Annotated in this window: 23 protein-coding genes and 1 pseudogene; 7 read left to right on the forward strand and 17 right to left on the reverse strand. The window is 55.3% G+C overall.

Annotation, left to right across the window (positions count from 1 at the left end; all coding sequences use genetic code 11):
• Positions 1-68: 68 nt before the first annotated feature.
• The 4 genes from psiF to G6Q29_RS06825 form a co-directional block, all read right to left on the reverse strand.
• Complete coding sequence (gene psiF, locus G6Q29_RS06810; RefSeq protein ID WP_045334499.1) at positions 69-389, reverse strand: phosphate starvation-inducible protein PsiF; 321 nt, start codon at positions 387-389, stop codon at positions 69-71.
• 292 nt (positions 390-681) lie between these two features.
• Entirely contained in the window at positions 682-942 is a 261-nt protein-coding gene (gene iraP / locus G6Q29_RS06815) for an anti-adapter protein IraP (protein ID WP_003859148.1), read from the reverse strand.
• A 208-nt stretch (positions 943-1,150) separates the two neighbouring features.
• Positions 1,151-2,365 carry a multidrug efflux MFS transporter gene (locus G6Q29_RS06820; RefSeq protein WP_165465020.1) on the reverse strand — a complete coding sequence of 405 codons (1,215 nt, stop codon included), beginning with the start codon at positions 2,363-2,365 and terminating at the stop codon, positions 1,151-1,153.
• 169 nt (positions 2,366-2,534) lie between these two features.
• Complete coding sequence (locus G6Q29_RS06825; protein ID WP_165465021.1) at positions 2,535-3,218, reverse strand: extensin family protein; 684 nt, start codon at positions 3,216-3,218, stop codon at positions 2,535-2,537.
• Positions 3,219-3,322: 104 nt separating this feature from the next.
• Between G6Q29_RS06825 and ddlA the strand changes: the two genes are divergently transcribed.
• A complete protein-coding gene (gene ddlA, locus G6Q29_RS06830; protein WP_165465022.1) occupies positions 3,323-4,420 on the forward strand; it encodes a D-alanine--D-alanine ligase in 1,098 nt (365 codons plus the stop codon).
• Between the two features lie 3 nt (positions 4,421-4,423).
• On the opposite strand, the gene G6Q29_RS06835 is transcribed toward ddlA, so the two are convergent.
• Positions 4,424-4,645: a DUF2754 domain-containing protein gene (locus tag G6Q29_RS06835; protein ID WP_000779380.1), complete on the reverse strand. Its 222-nt coding sequence runs from the start codon at positions 4,643-4,645 to the stop codon at positions 4,424-4,426.
• Between the two features lie 247 nt (positions 4,646-4,892).
• Between G6Q29_RS06835 and G6Q29_RS06840 the strand changes: the two genes are divergently transcribed.
• Positions 4,893-5,195 (forward strand): DUF2755 family protein, encoded by a 303-nt coding sequence (locus G6Q29_RS06840; protein ID WP_131636058.1) that lies wholly within the window; start codon positions 4,893-4,895, stop codon positions 5,193-5,195.
• Here the strand turns inward: G6Q29_RS06840 and G6Q29_RS06845 are convergent, their stop codons facing one another.
• Positions 5,196-6,293 (reverse strand): DUF1615 domain-containing protein, encoded by a 1,098-nt coding sequence (locus G6Q29_RS06845; protein WP_165465023.1) that lies wholly within the window; start codon positions 6,291-6,293, stop codon positions 5,196-5,198. It lies immediately after the preceding gene.
• Positions 6,294-6,305: 12 nt separating this feature from the next.
• Complete coding sequence (gene sbmA, locus G6Q29_RS06850) at positions 6,306-7,526, reverse strand: peptide antibiotic transporter SbmA (RefSeq protein WP_165465024.1); 1,221 nt, start codon at positions 7,524-7,526, stop codon at positions 6,306-6,308.
• A gap of 351 nt (positions 7,527-7,877) precedes the next feature.
• Here sbmA and ampH point away from each other — a divergent pair, with 351 nt between their 5' ends.
• Complete coding sequence (ampH, locus tag G6Q29_RS06855) at positions 7,878-9,044, forward strand: D-alanyl-D-alanine-carboxypeptidase/endopeptidase AmpH (RefSeq protein ID WP_165465025.1); 1,167 nt, start codon at positions 7,878-7,880, stop codon at positions 9,042-9,044.
• Here ampH and G6Q29_RS06860 read toward each other — a convergent pair.
• Together G6Q29_RS06860 and G6Q29_RS06865 are read right to left on the reverse strand one after the other, a co-directional pair.
• A complete protein-coding gene (locus G6Q29_RS06860; RefSeq protein WP_165465026.1) occupies positions 9,041-9,670 on the reverse strand; it encodes a helix-turn-helix domain-containing protein in 630 nt (209 codons plus the stop codon). The two genes, ampH and G6Q29_RS06860, sit on opposite strands and share 4 nt — an antisense overlap.
• A gap of 89 nt (positions 9,671-9,759) precedes the next feature.
• Complete coding sequence (locus G6Q29_RS06865) at positions 9,760-12,534, reverse strand: autotransporter outer membrane beta-barrel domain-containing protein (protein WP_165465027.1); 2,775 nt, start codon at positions 12,532-12,534, stop codon at positions 9,760-9,762.
• A 450-nt stretch (positions 12,535-12,984) separates the two neighbouring features.
• Here G6Q29_RS06865 and hemB point away from each other — a divergent pair, with 450 nt between their 5' ends.
• Positions 12,985-13,959 (forward strand): porphobilinogen synthase, encoded by a 975-nt coding sequence (hemB, locus tag G6Q29_RS06870; protein ID WP_165465028.1) that lies wholly within the window; start codon positions 12,985-12,987, stop codon positions 13,957-13,959.
• Positions 13,960-14,086: 127 nt separating this feature from the next.
• Positions 14,087-15,787 (forward strand): lysophospholipid acyltransferase family protein, encoded by a 1,701-nt coding sequence (locus G6Q29_RS06875; RefSeq protein ID WP_165465029.1) that lies wholly within the window; start codon positions 14,087-14,089, stop codon positions 15,785-15,787.
• 105 nt (positions 15,788-15,892) lie between these two features.
• Here the strand turns inward: G6Q29_RS06875 and tauD are convergent, their stop codons facing one another.
• From tauD to mmuP, 6 genes are all read right to left on the reverse strand, one after another.
• A complete protein-coding gene (gene tauD / locus G6Q29_RS06880) occupies positions 15,893-16,741 on the reverse strand; it encodes a taurine dioxygenase (protein WP_165465030.1) in 849 nt (282 codons plus the stop codon).
• Positions 16,738-17,565, reverse strand: a complete 828-nt coding sequence (gene tauC / locus G6Q29_RS06885; protein WP_165465031.1) for a taurine ABC transporter permease TauC — start codon at positions 17,563-17,565, stop codon at positions 16,738-16,740. Before tauC ends, tauD begins: the two co-directional genes overlap by 4 nt.
• Positions 17,562-18,329 (reverse strand): taurine ABC transporter ATP-binding subunit, encoded by a 768-nt coding sequence (gene tauB, locus G6Q29_RS06890; protein ID WP_165465032.1) that lies wholly within the window; start codon positions 18,327-18,329, stop codon positions 17,562-17,564. The genes tauC and tauB overlap by 4 nt, the downstream gene beginning before the upstream one ends.
• A 10-nt stretch (positions 18,330-18,339) precedes the next feature.
• A complete protein-coding gene (gene tauA / locus G6Q29_RS06895) occupies positions 18,340-19,302 on the reverse strand; it encodes a taurine ABC transporter substrate-binding protein (RefSeq protein ID WP_165465033.1) in 963 nt (320 codons plus the stop codon).
• Between the two features lie 614 nt (positions 19,303-19,916).
• Complete coding sequence (gene mmuM / locus G6Q29_RS06900; protein WP_165465034.1) at positions 19,917-20,849, reverse strand: homocysteine S-methyltransferase; 933 nt, start codon at positions 20,847-20,849, stop codon at positions 19,917-19,919.
• Complete coding sequence (mmuP, locus tag G6Q29_RS06905; RefSeq protein WP_017383140.1) at positions 20,836-22,236, reverse strand: S-methylmethionine permease; 1,401 nt, start codon at positions 22,234-22,236, stop codon at positions 20,836-20,838. Before mmuP ends, mmuM begins: the two co-directional genes overlap by 14 nt.
• 157 nt (positions 22,237-22,393) lie before the next feature.
• Between mmuP and G6Q29_RS06910 the strand changes: the two genes are divergently transcribed.
• Together G6Q29_RS06910 and G6Q29_RS06915 are read left to right on the forward strand one after the other, a co-directional pair.
• Positions 22,394-23,503, forward strand: a complete 1,110-nt coding sequence (locus G6Q29_RS06910) for an AI-2E family transporter (protein WP_003863175.1) — start codon at positions 22,394-22,396, stop codon at positions 23,501-23,503.
• 114 nt (positions 23,504-23,617) lie between these two features.
• Positions 23,618-25,402: a diguanylate cyclase gene (locus tag G6Q29_RS06915; RefSeq protein ID WP_165465035.1), complete on the forward strand. Its 1,785-nt coding sequence runs from the start codon at positions 23,618-23,620 to the stop codon at positions 25,400-25,402.
• Between the two features lie 21 nt (positions 25,403-25,423).
• Here G6Q29_RS06915 and G6Q29_RS06920 read toward each other — a convergent pair whose 3' ends face one another.
• Positions 25,424-25,933: a hypothetical protein gene (locus G6Q29_RS06920; protein ID WP_165465036.1), complete on the reverse strand. Its 510-nt coding sequence runs from the start codon at positions 25,931-25,933 to the stop codon at positions 25,424-25,426.
• Between the two features lie 60 nt (positions 25,934-25,993).
• Positions 25,994-26,310: pseudogene (locus G6Q29_RS06925) on the reverse strand (LysR family transcriptional regulator); the annotation flags it as partial.
• Positions 26,311-26,348 lie beyond the last annotated feature (38 nt).

Here is a 26,348-nt window from a genome sequence, read left to right on the forward strand (position 1 = left end):
TAGAGAGGGGGTTAGCGGGGAAAGTATGAAATTTTGGGTGAGTCACAGCCGTGACTCACCCGTTAGCACTACGCCTGTTTCTTCAGGCACGCGCTCATGAACTTGCTGCGATCGTCCCCTTTCAGCATCTGCTGTGTCGCCTGGGCGTTGCACTCGCGCATTTTTTGCTGCTGCGGAGTCAGGCTTTTTTCACCCGGTTTGGTCGCACCATTTTTAAGGCAGTCGCTCATGTACGTTTTACGAGCATCCCCTTTCAGACTTTGCGATGTCGCCTGTTGATTGCAGGTCGTCATACGCTGCTGCTGGGGCGTTAATGTTTTCTCTTCCGCGTGTGCCGAGGCGATCAGACACAGGCCAGAGAGCAGGGTGACCAGTATTGTTGTTTTCATTGCACCATCCTTTATGTGAAGTTCCACATTAAGTCTGGTTCGTTACGGAAAAAAAACCACCCTGCGCACCGGATTTTCGCCGGGCTCTCCTGTTATTTCAGTCCCGTCGCGGCACAATGGTCATTAACCGGCTTCGCCCGGGGAGGCGATAATTAATAACGGAGATTATGCGGTGAAAAATGTGCCCTGTCTCAATTTAATTCCCCCTGCATAAATGTGTAAAAATAAAAACAGAGCGACGCCAGGCATCCTGCATGACAATTCAGTAACATGTCATTTCACTTCAGGCAGGTTAGCTGCGAGGATGCCTTAAAAGCTTCTTTACGTATTGCTGAAGCAGCTCCGCATCTTCCGCAGGCACCTGTGAATCAGGACGCGCTTTTTCCAGCGCGCCTTCAACGTTGTCGATCAATGCCTCCTGTTCCGGTTTTGCCATCTGTCGCAGCAGGGCCGTCACAACGATTTCCAGCGCCTCGACCTGGGCAACCAGCTCTTTTGACTCTTCTTCCTTTTGGGCAAGCTTAACCAACAACTCAGCAATGAGATTTTTCATGGTGCTATTTCCTTATGTGATTTCCCCTGAAATTAACACCCTCACTGAATAATGAAAAGCATGGATTGGCTTTATCTTATGCAAAAGTGACATCGCTGCCAAAAAAGATATTTAAAAGCGAAAGCGAAACGTTTTTCTAAAAGAAAGGCGCCGCATTTCGTTATATAAAAATGCGGCGTTCATAAGAATAAATAATATATTATCGCGTTTATCGTGCCGACTTTGACTCAGCGATTCGCCTGCGACGGCGCAAGGCAAACGCCAGTTGAATAATATTCAGAAGTACCACCACCGCCGTCGCAGCAAATACCCAGCGGAATCCCGCCATCGCCGAGACAGAGGCGCCAATAAGCGGGCCCGCTACATTGCCTAAATACATGAAGGACTGGTTGTAGCCAAAAATTCGGCCGGTTACCTGGTCACTGGAATATTTCACCAGCAGCGTCTGTACAGCGGGTAGCATAGCGCCATCCGCGAAGCCAAGCAGGAAGCGCAGGATACCGAGCTGAAGCGGTGTGGTGACGAACGACATGGCAAAAAAGAGGATCACTGCAATGATGAGCGTTGCCATCAGAATACGTGCCGTACCGATCCTGTCGCCCAACTTCCCCAGACGCGGTGCGGACATGAGCGCCGACACGCCGGGTACAGCGGCAATCATCCCGCTCAGAAACGCAATATTGCTGCTGTCCGGCGCCATCGACTTGATAAACAGCGCCAGAATCGGCCCCACCGAGCCGTTGCAGAGCTGAATAACCATCGTCGTTACAAAGAGGCTAATCATCAGGCCCGGATAAGGCAGCGAGGCGAAAACCGCCTTTCCGCTCAGGCGTTCGGATTTGCTGACAACCGGCCGTCCGCCCTCTTTGATCAGAAAAAGGGTAACCAGGAAGCTGATCGTCAGCAGGATGGCGGTAATGATAAAGACCGCACGCAGCCCGACATGGTCAGCCAGGAAGCCGCCGAGCAGCGGGCCGCCAATCACCCCGCTGATCTGTGCCGTGGAAAGCGTGCTGAGCGCCCAGCCGCTCCGCTCGCGCGGTACCTGCGAGGCCACCAGCGCCATGGCGTTCGGAATGTACCCGGAGGTCAGCCCCATAATCGCACGCAGAAGAAACAGCTGCCAGACGTTGGTGGCGAAGGCCTGGAGCAAAATGGCTATCGCCATCCCCAGCGAGGCGCGTAGCAGCATCAGCTTGCGCCCCTTACGGTCCGCCAGGCTTCCCCACATCGGTGACACTATGGCAGAGACCAGAAACGTCACGCTGAACGTCAGGCCGGACCACATGGAGAGCGCTTCATGGGAAGTGACCCCCAGCTGCGACACGTACAGCGGCAGGAAGGGCAATATCTGGCTGATAGCCAGTCCGGTGAAGAAACAGCCGAACCAGACTGAAATGAGGTTAACTTTCCAGGATTCCATAACAGAAATAGTCTTCATTTTTAGGCGAATTCGCCGACAGATTAGCAAGTTACGCGCGATGGCATAGCGCCAGAGATGCGACCTTGCAGACTTTGGCGTTTTATCTTCCCAGTCATCATATTTGTGAAATAAGTCACAATTTATCCACTTATCGGTGGAAGATTATGCTTCATCGACATAACCCGTATCCGCGCATCCCCAAATGGAAATGGTTGGCATGGGCGGCATTATAGTTCGGCCCCAGACCATTGCCGTAATAGCCGCAGCTTGCCGACAGCAGCGCCTGTAGCCAGGGCTGCGTCTTTTCCGCTTTCCAGCCATTGAGGATGGTAACGCGCTGTCCGTTTGCCAGCCGGAAGGCGCTGATGTCCAACGCATCCGCCGTGGCATGTTCACTGCGCCGCGCATCCGGGCGGCTATAGATATTGCGGCAGGCAAAGCTGCCCAGATGTTCAATGCGCGTTAGCTCGCTTCCCGTCCAGGTTTTAGTGAGCGGTCGAGCCTGCTGACTGACAAACAGCGCCGAACTTAACGCCAGCGGGCAACTGGCAAGAAAGCTGCCGTTCAGGCTGACGGGGCCAAAATCACGCACGCGCACCACGTTTTTCAGCGGACACTCCCCGGCGCTGTCTGCAACAGCCTGGGTACGGATAAGCTGGCGTTGATTCGCCTGGGCTAACAGATTTTCGCACGCCTGCGGCGTTAAGCGCCGAAGTTTAAACTGGGTTATTTTTCCGGGCGGATCGTCAAGCGTAAGCGGCACGAAAGGGTTGTAATGCGGCGGCAACCAGCGGTAGCCCACCGCGGCGATCCCGACAATAACGATAAGAATAAGCAGACCTTTTCCTCTCACGCGCCCCCCTTCAACATCCCTTAAAACATTATGGCAGAAGGCCGCGAAACCCGCCGGGCATCGTGGTATGTTATTGGCTTTTCGTCAGACTGGAAGAGAGTGAGATGGCAAAGCAGCGCGTAGGTATTGTCTTTGGGGGAAAATCGGCAGAGCACGAGGTGTCATTGCAGTCGGCTAAAAATATCGTTGATGCGATTGATAAAAGCCGTTTTGACGTGGTGCTGCTGGGCATTGATAAACAGGGCCAGTGGCATGTTAACGATGCCAGCCAGTATCTGCTACATGCTGACGATCCGGCGCACATCGCCCTTAATCCTTCTGATATCAGCGTCGCAACGGTTCCAGGCGTAGTACAGGGACAGCTTATCGATGCCGGGAACGCGCAGGCGCTGGCACAGATTGACGTGGTATTCCCCATCGTTCACGGCACGCTGGGCGAAGATGGCTCCCTGCAAGGTATGTTGCGAATGGCGAACCTGCCGTTTGTCGGCTCCGATGTGCTGGGCTCTGCGGCCTGCATGGATAAAGACGTCACTAAACGTTTACTGCGCGACGCCGGTCTGAATATTGCGCCGTTCGTAACGCTCACTCGCGCCAACCGTGATAAACACAGCTTTGCGCAAATCCAGGCGCAACTCGGCCTGCCGCTGTTCGTGAAACCGGCGAATCAGGGCTCGTCCGTTGGCGTCAGTAAAGTCACCAGCGAAGCGCAGTTTAACGATGCCGTTCGTCTGGCCTTCGAGTTTGACCATAAGGTAGTGGTTGAACAGGGAATTAAGGGACGTGAAATTGAGTGCGCTGTTCTGGGCAACGAATTCCCTCAGGCGAGTACCTGCGGGGAAGTCGTGCTGAACAGTGACTTCTATTCCTACGACACCAAATATATTGACGACAAAGGTGCCCAGGTTGTCGTGCCCGCCGCGCTCGATCCGGACGTTAACGACAAGATCCGTACGATCGCCGTTGAAGCCTATCAGACGCTGGGATGCAGTGGGATGGCGCGCGTCGACGTGTTTCTGACGCCGGATAACGAGGTGGTGATTAACGAAATCAACACCCTGCCGGGCTTTACCAATATCAGCATGTACCCGAAACTGTGGCAGGCCAGCGGGATAAGCTATCAGGAACTGATCACCCGCCTGATCGAACTGGCGCTGGAGCGTCACGCCGCTGACAGCGCCCTGAAAAGTTCCGTTAACTAACGGCTAGTCGGCTTTCTCTGCCGCCGTCGTCTCATCGGGACGGCGGCGGATAATGAATCCCGCCAGCCAGAAACTAATGACCCAGGTCACCAGCCCAACCGCATAGGTTTGCCAGCCTTTCGCTTCAAATCCCAGCAGCCCGACAACACCGTTGAGAATAAAGATCAGCCCGATCGCAAAGGCATAGTAATGCCAGTCACGGCGTAGTTTGGAAGTGAGCTTCATGACAACTCCGGCAGAAAAAAAACTATCCTCTCACAGTTTGAAGAAGGCGTCTGTGGCGAATACGTAAATTCTGAAAAGCAGCGCAGTTTCACTTATGTTATCAATTTGTGACTTGATGCAGAAATCGACAATCCAGGAGAAATCCTGAGCCGAATTTCCCACGATTCTGATATTGACAAATGCTATGACCTGTCACACTCACCCTGTACGACGCGTAATAAACAGAGTGTTATTTTCGGGAGGTCTTATGGCAGACTTTACATTGTCGAAACCGATTTTTGGCGGAAAACAACCAAAAACCTCCACGGCGGGGAATATTGCCTATGCCCTGTTTGTTCTGTTTTGTTTCTGGGCAGGTACCCAACTCCTGAACATGCTGGTGCATGCCCCTGGCGTATATGAGCATCTCATGCAGGTTCAGGATACTGGCCGCCCGCGTGTTGAAATCGGCTTAGGCGTGAGCACCGTATTCGGACTTATTCCCTTCCTCGCGGGCAGCATGGTTTTGGGTGTGATCGCCCTTGTCCTGCGCTGGCGCCATCGCCACTGATTACAGCCCCATACAGCGAGCCCGACGATCGTCCACGCGTTTCGCGAACCAGGCGGTCGTCAGGTTACGCGTGATCTTCGGGCTTTCCAGCTGAATGCCCGGCTGAATGGCTCGTGGTAATGCCTTTCCACTTTTCTTCTCGGCGAGCGCAAAGACCTGTTTATACAAATCCGTTTTCTCAAACGACAGGCTATCGCCCTTCTCCAGTTGACGACGAATGTCGCTGTTGCTCATCTCCAGCTTCGTCGAGAGTTTACGCACCGCACGTTCCGTGGTCCCGGCCTCACTGCTGCCGTAGGCAATGAGATCGCCGTCGAGGGCCAGCTTCACACCGGTGGCGCGACTTACCGCATTCTGGAAGGCCGCATTTCGGCTGGCGTACCAGCCCGCGTTGAAGTCCGCAAAGCGATACAGCGGTTTATCGTAGTTGGCTGGGTAGTTCAGCAGATGATACGTGCCAAACCACAGTCCCCCGCGCAGGGAGAAGACTTCCTGACGCACCGTACCGTCGATTTCCCACGGATAACCGTCGGTATGTTTTTCCGCGAAGGCGATACTGACCTGCATCGGGCCGCCGGTATGCACCGGATTCAGCGAGCCAAACAACTTCTGCCCCATCGGCACCATATTGATGAAATCATCGAAAATGGCGCTGAGCTGTTTCTCGGTTTTCACCGTATCCAGTCTTTCGCTGTAGCTTTTACCGTTTGGCGAGGTGATTTTAAGGGCGGTATGCACCAGGAAAACCGGGATATGCATCGACTCGGCCCGGCGATCAATCTCCTTCCAGGCGATTTTGTTCAGGCCAGGCACCACAGGATCGGATTGATACATCGATTCCTGCTGCGCCACCGCCAGCACTGAGCAGATGTTTTCCTCGGTGGGCGCGATCTTCTGGCTTTTGAAGGTCGTTGCCAGCGCATCAGCCCACGCACTGCGATCCTTCACGCTGGCGGGCATTTTTTGCCGCACCACGCTCGCCACATCTACGGGTTTCTCACCTTCTTTGAGCGGGGCGGCCCCTTTTTCGGCACAGCCCGCCAGCACGAAGGCGGCGAGTAACGTCAGCGGTAATGCGCGTGGTACGGCAAATGGCATAGCAATTCCTTTTTAACCTAATGTATGGGTGACTTCCTGCAAGTCTTTATCGTCCAGTTCACGCTCGAAACTGCGTAAACGTTTGTAGATGGACATCAGCTCCACCAGCGTAGTCCAGGAGCTAATCAGGTACTGGAACGAACCGCGAACCTGACCAAAGACGTTGGTGATCTGAGTCATCAGACCGAGCGTAATCGTACCCGCAACGATGGACGGGAACAGCAGGAACAACCCGAAAACGTTATCAACCTGAAGATAAAGAATGCGCGCAATATTGAAATACATGTAATGGAAATAGAGGCGGAAATAGTTACGACGTACGGCGCCAAACAGCTCACGTACGGTAGGCGGTGATGCGCGGTTGGCATCATCTTCGCCATACACCAGCTCTTTACGGTAGGCCGCTTCCACGCGCTGGTTTTTAAACTCCAGCCCCGGCAGCTTGATCCCCACGACCGCCAGCAGCCCCGTTCCCATCAGCGACCAGACAATCGCAGCAATTACCAGGCCGTATGGCAGATGGCCGACAATCGGCAGCTCCGGAACGTGCGACGAGAGCGTCACCAGCACCGGCAGGAAGGCGATCAGCGTCATGATGGCATTAATAAAGCTCACGCCCATATCTTCAAGCGTAGAGGCAAAACGCATGGTGTCTTCCTGCACACGCTGTGCGGCACCTTCGATATGACGCAGGTGCTGCCAGTGCGCCATATAGTGTTCGTTCATCGCGGTACGCCAGCGGAAGACGTAGTGGCTGACGAAAAAGTTATTCATTACGCCGATCACTACGGCGATCAGGGCTATGCCGAGGAAGATCCCCACCTCATGGTAGAACTGGTTGATGGTCACTTTATGCGGCGAACTCAGCGCCGTCTGGATCAGATCGTAGAACGGCGCATACCATGCGTTGACCGCTACGCCCACTTCCACCAGGAACCAGGTGACAAAGATGATTAACGACGTGCCGAGAATCGACCAGTATTGCCAGCGGTGAGGGGAATAGACGAACCAGAACATGGCGAAGAGCCCTACGCAGAGCACGTAGTAAGCGTAGAAAAGCAGATAGCTCATGGACCAGAAGCGCGCTGCGCTAATGGGAATGTCACCCGTCGCCCCCGTAATACGGGTCAGCCACGCGCCGCCACCTGCCTGCCAGAAAATGACAGCCAGCAGCGCCCAAATAAATGCCGACAGGAAAAAGGGCCCCGGCTTTGGGAAAAAAGACTTAAACATTGTGCTTCCTTCTTGTTGTTATGGCTGTTGCTGTGTTCAACATATCGCCACACGAAACCATGCCTGTGCCAGCCTACCGGTTCAGGCAAAAAAGTCAGACCTGCGGTGGAATTATTAGTTCGCTTTCAGGTATCCAAAAATTGTTTCGGTGCGTTTCATGCGCAACAGCGATCGTAGCGTCTATCATACGGTCGACGTCACAAAATGGGAGTCACGCTGCAAGTAAATTGTTTAAATTTACCCACGGTTACGTTTTTCTCGCTATCGTAATGCAAATCGGGCCATTGCCCGATGCAGATTAGTAGTATAAATATCCGTAACTTTCCTTATTCACTTGATGGATGCTTTTCGTTGAAACGTTGTCTGCTCTCTTTCGCCGCGCTGTGTGCGGTGAGCCTGTCCACCGCTCAGGCGGCACAGCCTCTGACGGCCCCGGTTCTGGCCTCTGACATTGCCGATCGCTACGCGAACCTCATATATTACGGCAGCGGTGCGACAGGAATGGCGCTGGTGGTGATCGACGGTAATCAGCGAGTGTTTCGCAGCTTTGGTGAAACACGACCGGGAAATAACGTTCGTCCGCAGCTGGATTCCGTTATCCGTGTCGCGTCGATAACCAAGCTGATGACCAGCGAAATGCTGGTGAAACTGCTCGATCAGGGCGTGGTGAAACTCGACGATCCGTTAAGCAAATACGCGCCGCCCGGCGCTCGCGTGCCAACATATCAGGGAACCCCCATCAGACTGGTGAACCTGGCGACCCATACCAGCGCCCTGCCGCGAGAACAGCCCGGTGGCGCTGCACATCGCCCTGTCTTTGTCTGGCCCACCCGCGAGCAGCGCTGGAACTACCTGAGCACCGCAACCCTGAAATCAGCCCCGGGCTCACAGGCAGGCTATTCTAACCTGGCGTTTGATCTGCTGGCCGACGCCTTAGCAACGGCGTCGGGTAAGCCCTACCCTCAGCTGTTTGAAGAGCAGATCACGCGTCCGCTTGGAATGAAAGATACCACCTACACCCCCTCCCCGGATCAGTGCAAGCGCCTGATGGTGGCGGAAAAAGGGGCCAGCCCTTGTAACAACACGCTGGCCGCCATTGGCAGCGGAGGAGTGTATTCCACGCCTGGGGACATGATGCGCTGGATGCAGCAGTTCCTCTCGTCGGATTTTTATGCGCGCAGCAATCAGGCCGATCGTATGCAGACGCTCATCTACCAGCGCGCTCAGTTACGTCGGGTCATTGGCATGGATGTTCCAGGTAAAGCCGATGCCCTGGGCATGGGCTGGGTCTATATGGCGCCAAAAGATGGTCGACCGGGGATTATTCAAAAAACCGGTGGAGGTGGCGGATTCATCACCTACATGGCGATGATTCCGCAATCTAACGTGGGAGCGTTTGTGGTGGTCACCCGCTCCCCGAACACACGCTTCGTGAATATGAGCGATGGGGTGAATAACCTGGTCGCTGAACTGAGCGCCAATAAAGCGCAGGTTCTTACGGCCTCGAACTCGCCTTAATAATCCGTGGGCAAACGGTTGATACTGACCAGTTTGCCCCGGCTCATATTGATATAGTTCCCTTGCCGCAGCGCCGCTAAAACTTCAGCAACAACCGAGCGTGAAATACGTGTGCTACGCTGAATATGATTCATAACGCCAATTTTTGATCGCAGCGTGTCATCCCACTCGGCCATATTGATCAGCATCGCCCGGATCTGGCTATAGGAATTATTTCCGACCAGCTGCGTATCACGCTTACCGAGAATATGAGTAATCCAGGACAGCCAGCAGAAAGCATCCTGCCAGAGATGCTGTTGCTGAATAAGTTGACACGCACGGGAGGCGGGTAAATAAAATCCGGTACAGGGCGTTTGTGCCATCAGGGTATATTCCAGATAGCTGTCATTTGTCCATGCGCTCATACCGTAGATAAAAGGTGCACGTGCGATCCCCACGAGAAGTTCATCAGATTTACGGTGGACGGCGACCAGCCCGGATTGTATTACAAAGGTGGATGGCTCATCATCATTATTATTACCGGTTGTTATTAATTGCTGTGGATCTTTCTTAAAAAGGGTACCGGCGACTTCCAGACACGTTATGAGCCGGCTTAATTCAGAAAGTGGTTTCGCATTAACGTTCATGCATACCTCAAGTCATCTGTATCTGTCGGTTCTTTATTATTTTTAAACCATATAAAAAAGCGGGGGTAAAATCCCCCGCGCTTTTTATTTTACCAGGTGTATTTCACACCCAGGTTTGCCCCCCAGTTCTGGTCAACGTCGCCGCCGCCCAGATAGGTCGCATCAGTGTAAGCACTGAAGTTTTTCGTGAAGCTAAACTGAGTGCCCAGTCCCACGCGAACCGCAGAGCCTTCCACGCCGTTATCAATGCTGTCATTGTTGATATCAGCATTGTTGTCGGCATCGTCATATACGTAAGCCAGTTTGAAGTAAGGCGTTAACGCCTGCTCGCCACCGTAGTTGAAGGTATAACCTGCATCCACGCCGAGTTCATAACGCATACTGTCGTAAGACTGACCATCGATACGCATATCGTTGCTTAACTGGTAGTCATCACCGGACTGGAACAGGCCAGAGATCGCCGCGTAAGGCGTGACGTAACCAGAAAGGGTTGGTTTCCAGTCATAGCCCAGCTTCATCCCGAAACCAACGGCGTCAGTCGTGGTATTACCGTCAACATACTGACCGTTGCTCATGGTGGCAGAGAGGTCATTGTTGAAGCGGGTGTAGTTCAGGGAGCTGTCGAGGAAGATGTCGTTCATGAACGTCGCCGATGCGTAAATCATCGCAGTCTGGCTGTCCTGATCGACCTGACCCGTACGATCGCTGATATCACCCTTCGCGAAACCAGCCGCACCACCGACAATCCACTTCGCGTTATTACCGTCGATCTGAGTATCCAGACCTACCATAATGCCGCTTACGTCCTGATCGTAGCTAACGGTGCCATTATCCGCGTCAAAGTTGCCGCCGAAATAGCTCACCCATGCGCCGCCGTTATCCGCCAGGCCGTGACGGCTGTTGGTCAAACGCGTGCCCACGGTATCCTGTTGCAGATTCCAGATGTTGGTATTAGCCGATGGGATGCTCAGCGCCATGTTGGCGTAGTCCGTCAGCTCTTCCTGCTGGAGAACAACGGTATCGCCTTTCTGCTGTGCCTGATAGGTGTAAGCGCCTAAATCGGCTTTGTTTGCCGCAGTGAAGCTGGCAGCGGTATCCGCGTTATTGTCATAGACGCGAACGATCTCTTTGTTTTTGTAGTCAGCAACGGAGCCTGCGCCGGTCGCATCGTCGATGCGCACTTTATAGTTACCGGCAACGTCACCGTTCACCGCCAGGTGGCCGTCAGAGTTCAGCGCGACAACACCGTAGTCGTAGCCCGCTTTATAGCGATCGTTGGTGATATAGCGTGCGTTGTCCAGGTCGCTGTTCAGCACATAATCGCGGCTGGCGACGTTGAGCACACCGCCATCAGTCAGCACCATATTGTGCGTATCAACCTGACCCAGCCCCAGCGCCAGCTCAGCACCGTTGTCCACGGTAATGGTGTTGGCATACAGCTCTGCGGTCTCTTCAGTCAGTGCCGCACGGCTAACGCTGTCCAGATACAGACTGTCGGTTGCCACAGCCCCGCTGTCGCCAATATTCAGTGTTGAAGCATTGGTCAGGGTGATGGAATCCGCCAGCAGGCCGGAGTTTTCGACATTGACCTGAGACTGGTTATTCACCTTCAGCGCGTCGATGTTGGAGAGCTTACGGGTATCCCACTCGGAACCGTTATTCAGCGCCACGTTGAACAGGCCGCTCTGATAAACTTCTTCGCCCGCTACGTGACCGTTGCTATCGAAGGTAGAATCGGGCCAGATGCTGTTTGGAGAAAGCGTGTGCCAGTCTACATCGCTGTAACCTTCACCATACATCTGCGCCGTGCCGATGGCTTCAACACTGGACTGTGCGGCGCCAACCCATTTGCTGCCGTTGGTTAGCGTGACATCCAGCTTGTCGGTATCATCCCAGCCGTTGGTCGTTGGGTTATAGACACCGTCATCGGTGGTATCCGTTGCCGGATCTCCATTCTCGTAGAAGTTGTTATCAAAGGTGCTGGCGAAAAGGATATCGCCGGTAAGGGTAGAGCGATCGAAGGTGGCAGTGGTCTGCATAGCGTTATCAGACGCGCTGGCGGCAACGATCAGCGCCGCATCATCCGCAGCCGTGGCGTTGGTTTCACCGTAGTCGCTCGGCTTCGCCGTTTGACCATAGAAGCCGCTGGTGCCCAGATCGCTGTACGCGCCAGAGGTCAGCACGGAGTCTTTTACCACCAGCGTATTGGTAAAGATATTGCTGTTGTTAGCTACGCCTTCAACACCGTCGTATGGCGTGTTATCCAGTTCATGATAACCCTGCGTCAGTGTGATACCTGCGACATGTGAATTGTTCTGAATAACGATATCAGATTCTACGTCCAGGGTGATGGCGTTACCCAGACCATGGGTGTCCAGATAATGCGTTTCTGTGGTTTCGCCATTGACGACATCATACGCGTAATGCTCGTAGGTATCGTTAATGGTGGAGTTATCAACAGTCAGGCTAAAACGATCGTACTGAGTATGACGGGTGCCGTCAGTATCCGTTCCCTCTGCACACGTCGTGGTCATACACGCTGACGTGATCATGCCGTTAATGGTGCTGTTAGAAATACTCAGCGCATTCGCACGGCCATTGGCACCATCATCCAGATAGTATGACGAAATAACCCCGTTGACGGTTGATTTATTCACGACCGGATAAATATCACCATCATGTTTAGCTTCTGAATAATCCCAGTCAGCATAGCCATTAAACCACGGCGTGGACGCCGTATTGTCATATCCAAAAGTATTATATGTCGTTCCTGATATATCTTTCGCATTGGCCTGAGAAGCGATAGCCAGGGTGCAGGCTAATGCAAGTTGAGATACAACCAGTTTCTTTTTCCATGTTTGCATTGGGTCATCCCTCCTCAGGGACGTAAGCAAGTTTGTCCATCAAATCATTTGGCAATGTTTAATTGCGGAAGGAATTATGCAGGTTCACTTCGAAAAGGTTCAATGAATGATTCCATTAAGTCCGCATTCAGACAAATAAGATTCCCCACTCCGATTTATATCAGAGATTATAAATTAAAATCTTAAAATCAGCACCTTGAACGATTATTACATTGGTCGCAAAAATATAATGAAAAATAATAGATCATTTATAATGATATTTTCCCTTCGATACAGAAATAACACCAATAACTCAATGTCCCTGAAAGCCCAATTTAATTTCCTGGGTAATAAATGTATTGCGGCGAGCTGTGGCGCATTGAACAAAATCAAAAAGCCCACTTTAGTAAAACACCGCCTCCTGCTTTCAGGTACACTATGCCTCTTTGTTCCACAAACATCAGGCATACCATGACCGATTTAATTGCACGTCCCCGTCGCCTGCGCAAGTCACCCGCACTGCGCGCCATGTTTGAAGAGACAACACTGACCTTAAACGATCTGGTGTTGCCGATTTTTGTTGAAGAAGAGATCGATGACTACAAAGCCATCGACGCGATGTCGGGCGTGATGCGCATTCCTGAAAAGCATTTGGCCCGCGAGATTGAACGTATAGCGAATGCGGGGATCCGTTCGGTGATGACGTTCGGTATCTCCCACCACACTGACGCGACCGGCAGCGATGCCTGGAAAGAAGACGGCCTTGTGGCCCGAATGTCGCGTATCTGTAAAGAGAGTGTGCCGGAGATGATTGTCATGTCCGATACTTGCTTCTGCGAATACACGTCTCACGGCCACTGCGGTGTGCTGTGCGATCACGGCGTGGACAACGATGCAACCCTGCTGAACCTCGGCAAGCAGGCGGTGGTTGCCGCTGCGGCGGGTGCGGATTTCATTGCGCCTTCTGCGGCAATGGATGGGCAGGTGCAGGCGATCCGCCAGGCGCTGGACGCCGCGGGCTTCACCGACACCGCTATCATGTCCTACTCCACTAAATTTGCCTCCTCTTTCTACGGCCCGTTCCGTGAAGCCGCGGGCACGGCGCTGAAAGGCGATCGTAAAACCTATCAGATGAACCCGCTGAATCGCCGCGAAGCGATTCGTGAATCTCTGCTCGATGAAGCGCAGGGCGCAGACTGCCTGATGGTGAAACCGGCGGGCGCGTATCTTGATATCCTGCGCGACATTCGCGAACGCACCGAACTGCCGCTGGGCGCATACCAGGTGAGCGGCGAATACGCGATGATCAAATTCGCTGCGCAGGCGGGTGCCATCGACGAAGAAAAAGTGATCCTCGAAAGCCTCGGCGCGATCAAGCGCGCGGGCGCGGATCTGATCTTCAGCTATTTCGCGCTGGATCTGGCTGAGAAGAAGATTCTGCGTTAATCCCCTTTAGCGCCGGGTGGCGGCTTCGCCTTACCCGGCCTACGTTCTGCTCTAATTTTCACCAAACTGCAATACAACCGACATCTGCTCCTTCTACTGTCTTCGCAAGACGGCAGGAGGAGTAACCATGTTTAGCCTCGATAGCGTTCTCGACGATCTTTGGCCTCAGGCGAGGCCTGCCCCCTGGCAAAAAAGTCTGTTAAAAAGACTGTTTTACGAAGATGAATTCCAGCAGTTTGCCGCCGCACACCCCCACCTCAAAGGACTGGACATGGTGGAGCAAGTTCTGGAGCACCTTGATATTCTCTGCACCGTTTCTGCCCGCGATCTCGAACAAATCCCCGAACATGGCCCGCTGGTCATCATTGCCAACCACCCGACAGGCACCCTGGACGGGCTGGCGCTGATGTACGCCGTCTCCCGCGTGCGACGCGATGTTAAAGTCGTGACCAACCGGATGCTGACCCACCTTGAGCCTCTCAGTTCACTGTTTATTCCGGTGGACAATATGGGCGGCAGGACGGCGAAATCCTCCCTGATGCAGATGGAACAGCACCTGCAAAATGCGGGCGTGCTGATCTTCTTCCCGGCGGGAGAAGTTTCACGTCCGACGCGCAAAGGCATCCGCGATAAAAAATGGCACCCGGGCTTTATCAAGCTCGCCAGCAAGCTGCGCGTGCCGCTGCTGCCGGTGCACATTCAGGCGCACAACAGCCTGCTCTTTTATGCCAGCACGCTGGTCTCCCCGACGCTGTCGATGCTGCTGTTGATGCAGCAAATGTTCCGCCGCCGCCACAGCCAGCTGCCGATCAAAATCGGCCAGCAGATCGCCTGGCATCACTGGCACAGCGCCGCCCTTTCGTCGCGTGAGATGGCCGAGCAGTGCCGTCAGCACGTGATGCGTCTTGGCAAGGGAATGCCCGGCGTCTTTAAAACCCAGTGCGCCATTGCCCGCCCGGAAGACAGGGCCACGCTGAAGCGCGAACTGGCGCAGGCCGAATGTCTGGGCAAAACGAGCGACGGTAAGGCCATCTATCTTTGGCAGCGCAACGGCCAGGATGAAGCGCCGCTGCTGCGCGAGCTGGGCCGCCTGCGCGAAATTGCGTTTCGTGCAGTAGAGGAAGGGAGCGGCAAACGTCGGGACACCGACAGCTACGACGATGATTATCTGCACCTGATCCTGTGGGATGATGAGGATCTGGAGATCGTTGGGGCGTACCGCTTTATGCCGACGGCGATGCAGGTCGAAAAGCGCGGCGTTGAAGGGTTGTACAGCTACAGCCTGTTTCACTACGACGACAAAATGCAGGACGTGCTGGAACACGGCATTGAACTGGGTCGCAGCTTTATTCAGCCGCGCTACTGGGGACGCCGCGGACTGGATTATCTCTGGTCCGGGATTGGGGCTTACCTGGCGCGTTATCCGCACTACCGTTATCTGTTTGGTCCGGTCTCCATTTCTGGGGGTTTACCGCCTGCGGCGCGGGATCTGCTGGTGGCCTTTTACCGTCTGTGGTTCCCGGCAAGCCATCCGCTGGCCGCGTCGCGCCAGCCCTATCCAGCATCACTGCCGGACGTGCTTGCGCAGTTCGGCGGCGTGGATTACGTGGACGATCTGACGAAGCTGAAATCCTTGCTCGGCAATCTGGGCTGCGGCATTCCGCCGCTCTACAAGCAGTATTCCGAGCTGTGTGAGCCGGGCGGCGTACAGTTTATCGATTTCGGTCGCGATCCGGCGTTCAATAACTGTATCGACGGGCTGGTGCTGGTGGATCTGTGCTATCTGAAGGCGAACCGCTATCAGCGGTATATTGAGGCGCACCTTTAAATGTGCCGTTTTTTGTAGGCCAGGTAAGCGCAGCGCCACCCGGCAAGAACGGTGCACAATTGCCGGTGGCGGCTACGCCTTACCCGGCCTACAGGTACTACAGGATCAGGGGCGGTAAAACGGCTTATCCCCCAAAATCGTCGCCCGCTGCATAATCCTTCGCTGCGGCAGGTAATCCGCATTGGCGTAGTGTTGCGTTACGCGGTTATCCCAGATCGCCAGATCGTTCTCCTGCCAGCGCCAGCGCACCTGAAACTCCGGCCTGGTGATATGCGCAAACAGGAAGCCGAGCAGCGCCTCACTCTCTTTTTCCGTCACGTCCACGATGCGCGTGGTGAACCCTTCGTTCACGAACAACGCCTGCTTACCCGTGACTGGATGAGTACGCACCACCGGGTGCAGCAGCGGGGGATGTTTTTCGACCGCATCCAGCCAGCGCTGGTGTTCCTCTTCGCTTTTGCGGTACTTGTATTCCTGGAACGATTTTTTGAAGTCATGCTCCGCCCGCAGGCCGCTCAGCAGGGTCTGGAGCGGCGCGGAAAGCGCCTCAAACGCGGCAATCCCGCTGGCCCACAGCGTATCCCCACCCGTCTCCGGCAGCTGTTTTGCTGCCAGAATCGCCCCGGCTGGCGGTGTGTCGATAAAGGTGACGTCCGTGTGCCAGTTGTCATTATCGGGCGGGTTATCGTTATGGGTGTCCAGCACGATAATTTCCTCCACCCCTTCCGCATGCGGGTAAACCGGGTGAATATGCAGGTCGCCAAAACGCAGGGCCAGCGCGCGCTGCTGCTGCGGGGTAATGGCCTGTTCACGCAGGAACACCACCTGATGACGCAGCACCGCGTGGTACAGCTGCTCAAACTGGTTATCGCTCAGCGGACGGGTTACGTCCAGGCCCGACACCTGCGCGCCAATGTACTGCCCCAGCGGGATAATCGTCAGACGTTCACTCATTGTATTTCTCCATGCCAGGGCGTCAGGCGACGCTGTAGCGCGCGCAGTCCCAGTTCTAATCCAAAGGCGATCGCGGCGATCGCCGCGATCCCTGCCAGTACCACGTCAGTCGCAAGGAACTCTCCCGCCGACTGCACCATAAACCCAAGGCCGCGCGTGGCGGCTATCAGCTCAGCCGCCACCAGCGTAGACCAGCCCACCCCAAGGCCGATGCGCAGACCGGTCAATATCTCCGGCAGCGCGCCCGGTAAAATGACGAACAGCAGTACCTGCGCGCGGCTGGCGCCGAGCGACTGCGCCGCACGTATGCGTACCTGCTGCGCACGCTTTACGCCAGCCAGCGCCGACATCGCGACCGGCGCAAAAATCGCCAGGTATATCAGTAAGATCTTTGACGTCTCGCCGATGCCAAACCAGATCACCATCAGGGGCAGATAAGCCAGCGGCGGTACGGGACGGTAAAGCTCTATCAGCGGGTCGAGAATGCCGCGTACCGTCGGGCTCAGTCCCATCGCGATCCCCACCGGCACGCCAATAATGACCGCCGCCAGCAGCGCCACCAGAATACGCGTCATACTGGCGCCTAAATGCTGCCAGAGCGTGGCATCCATAAAGCCCTGCGGCCCGGCGATGGTAATCAGTTTTTCCAGAACCTGGCCTGGCGGGGGCAGAAACAGCGGGCTGATCCACTGCTGCGCGGCAACCGCCCACCACACCACCAGCAACACCCCCAGCGTGCCGACGCTTAAGGTGAGCTGGCGAGAGAACGGCCAGCGTAAGGCAAGGCGCGTCCGCCGCGTTTTTTCACTGAAAACAATGCTCATGAGAACGCCTCCCGTTGCTCAAACACGCGGCTTAAGACGTATTCACGCTGTTCAATAAACAGCGGGTCGGATTTAATGCTGCGTACCGGCTCTCCCGCCACATAGCGCCGGGCAAACTCAAGCGGCAGGCGCTCCAGCACGCGTCCCGGCCCCGGTGAGAGCAGCACCAGCTCCGTCGCCATAAACACGGCCTCTTCGATATCGTGGGTGATCAACAGCACCTGCTTGCCGGTTTCGTGCCACAGACGCAGCAGCAGCGTTTGCATCTGTTCTCGAGTGAAGGCATCCAGCGCTCCGAAAGGTTCGTCCAGCAACAGCAGCTGTGGGTTAGCCGCCAGCGCACGGGCGATCCCGACGCGCTGACGCTGCCCGCCTGAAAGCTGCCAGATAAAGCGTTTTTCAGCCCCCTCCAGCCCGACCTTTTTCAGCATATCGCGCGCCGTATTCAGGCGCTGTTCACGCGCTACACCGGCCAGTTGCAGACCAAACGCAACGTTTTCCTGAACGTTTCGCCACGGGAGTAACCCTTCGTTCTGGAAAACCACGCCGCGCTCTGCGCCCGGCCCCGTGACCCGTTTCCCTTCCAGTTGGATCGAGCCGTGCTGATACGGTACAAACCCGGCGATCAGTTTCAGCAGCGTCGTTTTCCCGCAGCCGGACGGTCCCAGCACCACCAGCAGTTCACCGCTGTCCAGCGTCAGGTTGATCGCTTCCAGGGCGGGTTTGCCGCCGTAATCGGCAGACAGGTTTGTAATGTTCAGCATTGCAGCCCCCTTATTTCACAAAGCGATCGGTCACGAACTGGCTGTAATCCGCCGCCACCGCAGGCACCTTGCCCTGCTCTTTCAGGAACGTCGCAGTGTCGACAATCGCTTTGCTCACCGGCCCGTTCAACTGCTGGACCTGCTGCGCAGGCGTCAGATAGGTGTTGCCTTTTACCAGCCCCGGCACGTCAGCTTCCGGCACGCCGCTCAGACGTGAGATTTTCTCCAGGTTGGCGGGCTGTTTCAGCCATTCATCCGGGTTGCTGATGTATGGCTGCTGTGCGTCGATGGCGCTTTTGGCGAAGGCTTTCACCACTTCAGGGTGTTTCTCGGCAAAGTCCTTATGTACGACCCAGACGTCAAGGGTTGGCGCGCCCCACTGCCCCACTTTTTCGGAGTCGGTCAGCACGGTGCCCTCTTTTTCCAGCTCGTTGACGGCGGGCGCCCAGACGTATGCGCCGTCGATGTCGCCACGCTGCCAGGCGGCAATAATCGCCGGAGGTTGCAGGTTGATGATTTCCACCTGGCCCGGCTTAATGCCCCAGTGTTTCAGCGCTGCCAGCAGGCTGTAATGCGTGGTGGAGATAAACGGCACCGCGATGCGTTTGCCGATCAAATCTTCGGGTTTCGTGATGTTTTTCTTCACCACCAGCGCTTCGGAATTTCCGAGCTGCGATGCCAGCAGGAAAACTTCAATCGGCACCTGCTGGCTGGCGGCCACCGCCAGCGGGCTGGAACCCAGGTTGCCAATCTGCACGTCGCCCGAGGCTAACGCCCGCACAATTGCCGCGCCGCTGTCGAACTTGCGCCAGTCGACGTTCGCCCCGCTCGCTTTGGCGAAGGTGTTATCCGCCTGCGCGACTTTCGCCGGTTCCGCGGAAGTCTGATACGCCACGGTGACGTCCACCGCCTGCGCCTGAAATGCCCACAGCGCCAGTGCGCCGAGAAGTGTGATCCGCGATGAAATTGCCATAATGTCTGCTCCCCTTGTTGTTATGAGGGCAGTATTTCCGGCGCGAGAATTTTGATAAAGGAATTAAAACGTATCGCTCATAACGATTCGTTTTTAGATAAAAAGCGGGAAAGGATAGTTGGTTTTATGCGGTTCAATTTTTCCCCACTTCCCGTAGGCTTAGGAATCTCCAGTAATTTTTTTAACCTGAAGCGATGAATGTGGCATCAGAATAATGAATGCCTTACAGCGATGACGTGGTCCGGCTGTAAATCGCCGAAGCGTTTCCGTAAGGCCGGGGCGAGGCGCAGGGATGCGCCGAGAGGGCGTGGCCTGCGGGGATGCAGGCTTATGCCCGACCCGATAGCCTGAAGGAATAAGCTGAGGGTACCGCGAAGCGGCGATTTACCGCCGGGAGCCCGGGTCGCCAGGGCGGCGGCGATTGAGCTGCCCTGGCGCGTTCACAGGCCATGTCGTTACAGAGTAGCAAGGAACATAACGTGAACGGAATGACCACTACAGCGGTATGTTCCCCCTCACCCCAGCCCTCTCCCTCGAGGGAGAGGGGGCCGTTTGTGCAGGCATTATTTTGTAACGATCCTTCAACCGCGTGGGAGAGGATCAGGGTGAGAGCCTCAACGCTGCGCGTTCAGCTCGGCAATGTCTTTCGGCGTGGTCCGGCAACATCCCCCGATTAATTTAGCGCCAGCCGCAAGCCACTGCGGTAAATACCCCGCCAGCGTCTCGCAGGCTTCACCGTGGTGATGCCAGGTTTTGCTCACCGCATCATAATGCTCGCCGGAGTTCGGATAAACCACCAGCGGCAGCGACGTCAGGCTGTGAAGATGCGACAGCGCCGAGGTGGTGTTTTCCAGCGCGATACAGTTGATCCCCAGCGCGACAACCTGCGGGTTGTTTTCCAGCACAGAAACGACATCCCGCAGCGGCGTTCCGTCACTCAGATGCTCGCTGTCACGCAGGGTAAATGAGAACCATGCCCGGGCGCGGGGATACGCCGTCAGCAACGCCGCCAGCGCCTTAATCTCAGTGAACGAAGGCAGCGTTTCACAGGCCAGCAAATCCGCGCCCGCATCCAGCAGCGCCTCTACACGCGGGCGGTGGAAGGCGGTGAAGTCTTCAGCGCTACGCACGTAATCGCCGCGATACTCGGAACCATCGGCCAGATACGCGCCGTAAGGGCCCACAGATCCCGCCACCAGCAGCGTGCCTGCATTTGCGTTCTCAGCCAGGTACGCTTCCCGCGCTTTGCGTGCCAGCTCTACGCTTTTACCAATCAACGCCCGGGATTGCGCCTCGTCCAGCCCGCGTGCGGCAAAGCCCGCAGGCGTCGCCTGATAGCTGGCGGTGATCGCCACCTGTGCCCCCGCGCGGTAGTAGTCGAGGTGTACGTCACGGATCAGCTCCGGGTTTTCCATCAGCACTTTGGCCGACCAGAGGCTGTCGGCAAGGTTACAACCGCGCGCTTCCAGCTCCGTTGCCATCGCCCCGTCCAGCACCACAAACGGCTGTTTTTCAAGGAGGGCGGTAAGCGGATTATTCTGCGACATGTTCAGGCTCCTGCGTGGTCAGGTTTCGGGTCAGGTAGTACGCACCATAACACAGGGCGACAAACGGAAGCCCGCAATAAAGGGCAATACGCTGGCTGGGGTCAAACCACAGGCCGACGCAGGCCACCAGGCAGAGGATAAAGCCAAGCACGGGCACCAGCGGATACCATGGCGCGCGATACTGCAACGCCGAAAGCGGCTGCCCGGACTGCACGTGACGGCGACGAAACACAAAGTGCGACGCGCAGATGCTGATCCACACTGCCACCACCGCAAAACCGGAAATGGCTGACAGGGCCACAAACACCGTATCCGGCGCGACCACGCTGGAGAACAGCGCCAGCACGCCGCCCAGCATGGACACGGAGAGCGCCGTCAGCGGCACGCCGTTTTTGTTGACGCGGGCAAAGCAGCGCGGCAGCGTTTTCTCGTTAGACAGAGACCACAGCATACGGCCAGAGGCGTACAGGCCCGAGTTCGCCGCCGAGAGGATCGCCGTCAGGATCACGAAGTTAAAGATATCCGCCGCATACGGAATGCCGACCTTTTCAAACACCAGCACGAACGGGCTTTTCTCCACGCCAGCCTGCTGCATCGGGATCAGCGCCGCCAGCACAAACACGGTGCCAATAAAGAAGATGATGAGCCGGGCGATGGTGGTGCGAATAGCAACGGGAATAACCTTGTGTGGGTTTTCCGTTTCCCCTGCCGCGATGCCGATAAGCTCTGTACCTGAGAAGGCAAAGTTGACCGCCACCATGGTCATCAGGATCGGCAGACCGCCGTGCGGGAACCAGCCTTCGGCAGTAATGTTGCTCAAGCCCGGCGCCGGTGAACCATCCTGCATCGGGATAAAACCAAAGATCGCCGCCCCGCCGAGAATAATGAAGGCAATGATGGTGATGACTTTCACCAGCGAGAACCAGAATTCCCCTTCGGCGAAGAAGCGCGTGGAAATCACGTTAAGAGCAAAAATCACCACGCAAAAGACGACGCACCACGTCCAGACGGGAACCTGCGGGAACCAGTACTGCATACAGAACCCGGCGGCGGTAAAGCTCGATCCCAGCGCCACTGTCCACGTAAGCCAGTAAAGCCACGCCACGGTATAGCCCGTCGCCGGGCCAAGATAACGGGCGGCATAGACATGGAACGCGCCGGTTTCCGGCATCGCCACGGAAAGCTCACCGAGACACTGCATCACCAGCCAGACCACCAGCGCACCGATCAGATACGCCAGAAGCGTGCCCGCCGCGCCAGTTGTCGAAATGATGTATCCGGTATTGAAAAATAACCCTGTGCCAATCACGCCCCCCAGCGAGAGCATAATCAGGTGGCGGGTTTTCATGGTGCGCTTAAGCTGCCCGTTTTGTTGTTCTGTTTGCATATTACCTTCTAAACGTATGGACATCTAAACATCCAAAGAAGGGTGTTATACCGCGAATGTTCACAAAAAGCCACCCGGCGCGTAATAGGCGCAATTATTGGTAAATCTTTAAATCAGTTCTATAGTCGACACAGTTTCTTCTTCACCAGGACTCATTATGCGATTTAACGGACTGACCAAAGGTTTCTTTATTCTCATCCTCGCCCTTGTTACCTGGGCTTTCTTTGACGTACTGTCACCCTATTTCTCGGCGATTCTTTGGGCTGCGATCCTGACCATCATTTTTAACCCGGTGAAAAACAAACTGCGTACCGCACTGGGCGATCGCAACGGGCTGGCTTCACTCCTTACCCTCGGCATTATCTGCCTGATCGTGTTTATTCCATTGATGGTGATCCTTTCTTCGCTCGCGGTGGAACTGAACATGGTTTACACCAAGCTGCAACAGAACAACACGCAGTTCCCGGAAGTGATTGCAGGTATCTTCAACCGCCTGCCGGACTGGGCCAGCGGCTTCCTGGCGGATCACAACCTGACCAACGCTGCGCAGATCCAGAAAAAACTCTCCGATGTCGCGTTACAGGGCGGGCAGTATCTGGCGGGAAGCGCGTTCCTGATTGGTAAAGGGACGTTCGGCTTTGCTATAAGCTTCGGCATTATGCTGTACCTGCTGTTTTTCCTGCTCAAAGACGGCCCCTATCTGGTGCGCCAGATCCTTGACTCGCTGCCGCTGTCAGACTTCGTCAAACAGCACCTGTTTGCGAAGTTTGTCGGCGTGTCACGTGCCACGGTAAAAGGCACGGCGGTCGTGGCGGTGGTTCAGGGTACGCTTGGGGGTATCGCCTTTGCCATTGTCGGTATTGACGGTAGCGTACTGTGGGGAGCGCTGATGGCGTTCCTCTCCCTGGTACCTGCCGTCGGCTCGGCTATCGTCTGGGTTCCCGCCGCCATCTTCCTGTTTGCCACCCACCAGCTGTGGCAAGGTCTGTTTATTGTGGGCTTCTTTGTCATCATCGTCGGGCTGGTGGACAACCTCTTACGCCCGCTGCTGGTGGGCAAAGACACCAAAATGCCGGACTACCTGATACTGATCACCACGCTCGGCGGTATGGAGCTGTACGGCATTAACGGCTTTGTGATTGGGCCGCTGATTGCCGCCCTGTTTATCGCCTGCTGGAACCTCTTCTCCGGCCGCGACCACGCAGGCAACGCCGAGGAGCTGGACGCAGACTTTATCGAAGAGGGAAAAAATCCTCCGGACCTATAACGAGACGCGTTCTGTCAGGCGGCCCTGTGCCGCCTTTTTTTTCGCGATAAATCAGAGGTTTTCTATAATCTGAAAAGAACGCTCTTCCACATTTGTCGTAGAAGGATCCAACAGGTGCGAATCGCCACGATCACAAACTGGGCTTATGGTGTCACAGTGTGCCTGACCATTGCCTCCGGCATCGTCATGCTGATGGCTTCCCATGCCGACAACGTCGAACGCCAGGCTGTTAAACAACGACAAATTTTTGATCAGCTTACGGAAGAGATCGAAGCAGAAACCTGGATGCTGTCCGATTTAGCGCGCCTTTACGCCATTAAAAAAGAGCCCGATGTGCTGAAAACCTACCAGGCGAAAGAAGGTGAACTGAAGAATATTGAACACAAGGTTGGGCAGTTAAAAAATACGGGCGCAACGGGCGAAGAGCTGGCGCTACTGTATGAAGGACTGAAGATTGTCGATGGACTTCAGGATGAACAGCAGGCAGCTATTGCCAGCGTTGCCCGGGGCGAGGAACAGCAGGCCATGGCGTTACTCTTTGGCAAAAGTTACGAACTTGAAACGGAACGCGCCCAGAGCAAAATTGACCATTTTCGTCTGTTGCTGGATAAGCGCATTATTGCCGATGTCCAGGCAGCGACCAAAACGTCCAAAACGCTGCGTACCCTCTCAGAGGTGATGGTCGGCCTGACCGCCCTGCTCTTCTTATTTGTGATGGGCTTTATTCTCAAACATCGCGTCCTGCGCCCGGTAGTGCGTCTCAGTGATGTGGTTCACCGGCTGGCCTCACAGGATTACGCCGTCGAAACGCCCAATTTCAACCAGGTGGATGAGATAGGCGATATGGCGCAGGCCATTCGCATTTTCCGTGAGAACGGGCTGGCCAGACAGCGGCTTGAAAAAGAACGCGACGCGGACTGGGCCATCCGCGAGCTGCTCGCGCGAATGACCCAACGCTTGCAGGGCTGCGAGAACGTCAGCGACGTGATGAATGTGGCAGAGCTCTTTGCCCCTAATATCGCGCCGGGCGTTTCCGGGCATCTCTATATTCTGGAACGCGATCCCTGGCAGATGCGCTGTGCAGCCGAATGGCTGTCGCCCGAAGGGGAGAAAAAGCCGTTCCATCCTGACGAATGCTGGGCCGTCCGGCGGGGTCAAAGTCATCCGCCAGTAAATGGCGAACCGGATATCGGCTGTTATCATCTGCCGGAATCACAGGCACAGCAATCATTGTGCGTTCCCTTAATTGCTCAGGGCGAAGCGATTGGATTGCTCTCTTTCCAGAACATCACGCCTGAAACGGCGCCTTCCCGTGCCTATCTGGAACTGATGGCCGAGGCGCTGGGTCTGGCGCTGGCCAACCAGCGGCTAAGGGATGCTCTTCTGGAAAAAGCCCTGTTCGATCCCTTAACGGGGCTGCGTAATCGCCACCATCTGGAAGATACGTTCCGCACTCAAATGAAGCAGGCCGTGCGTAACGATGAGCCGGTAAGCTGCCTGATGATCGATATCGATCACTTCAAGACTATAAATGACCGCTTTGGGCATGAGGCTGGCGATCTGGTGATTAAAAGCGTGGCAACCATCATTCAGCGGGCGGTACACGATACTGGGCTGGCCTTCCGCTATGGGGGCGAAGAGTTTCTGGTGCTTCTTACCGGTGCAGATGAGGAGGCAGCGCTCGCCACTGCAACAGAGATCTACAACGGCGTGCATGCGCTTTCGCTGCGCTACGGACTTTCGGAAATTGGCCCGGTGGATGTTTCGACAGGGATCGCCAGCTATCCGCAGCACGCCCAGAGCGATAATTTGCTGCGTGCAGCGGACGTCGCGTTATACCGGGCAAAAGAGCTGGGGCGAGCCAGAATTGTCAGTTTTGGCCGGCTGGAGGCGGGCTAAAGGGGTATTGGTGCCCCAGGTTCAGGGCAGCGCGACCGCCCTAAGCACCACCATACCCAGTGCATTACTCCGCTTTTCGACGTACAGGGTACCCTCGATAAAGTAATTACCCTGCGGATAACAGATGCGGATCTCTCTCTTGAGTTCCGGCTCATAGACTCCTGCCCCCGAACAGCTTTTTCGGCTGCCGGATTCATACCGGTAAGGTTGGCTTGAGGCAGAGTATTCTCCGTCCAGTAGCCAGGTCGCGGTAAAGATGACGAAAATGGCAACCGGCAGGCTGAAGATGGTGAGGCCGAGGTAAATTTTGACAACGTCGACAATGGCTTTGTCTTTAAACGCCCTCTTCGCGAGTAAAATCACCACCCCCACCAACGGCAGCAACAATGTGCCAACCGCAAGATACTGTTCTCCCAGCACCGTAAGGAACGTCACGCGATAAATCTCGATTGACCAGATAACAAAACCAAATATCAACGCCAACCCGCCAACGATGAGTGGAATCAGAAAGGCATAGCTATCTTTTTTCATGATGAACAATTCCTTGTTAAGCGTCTGCGGGACGCCCATTCGCAGAAGGTCAGCGGGTTACGCAACCAGAAGCAGCGCCGCATCTTCCAGCTTGCGCGCCACTGAGCCACTGTCAGGCATCTGCTCCAGACATATAGCGAGATCGAATCCCCCTGCAATCAGACAGACATTGCGACTGGTGATATTGAGTTCCACCTGAACGCGCGGGTGGTGCGCTGCCATCACTGGCGTCCAGGACGCGCTTCAAGACGGGAAAGCTCGCGACTCAGTACTGAAGGCGTGGTTGAGAGAACGACCGCTGCAACAGGAAATGAGCCATGTTCAACAACGATAATGAAGACTTCAACATCGCGAGAGTAATCAAATTTCCGGCTCATTTTGCGCTTTAGCGAATAAATGTTTTTCAATTTCGCTA

Origin of the sequence: Enterobacter cloacae (assembly GCF_011078175.1) — a bacterium.
Classification (GTDB): domain Bacteria; phylum Pseudomonadota; class Gammaproteobacteria; order Enterobacterales; family Enterobacteriaceae; genus Enterobacter; species Enterobacter cloacae_Q.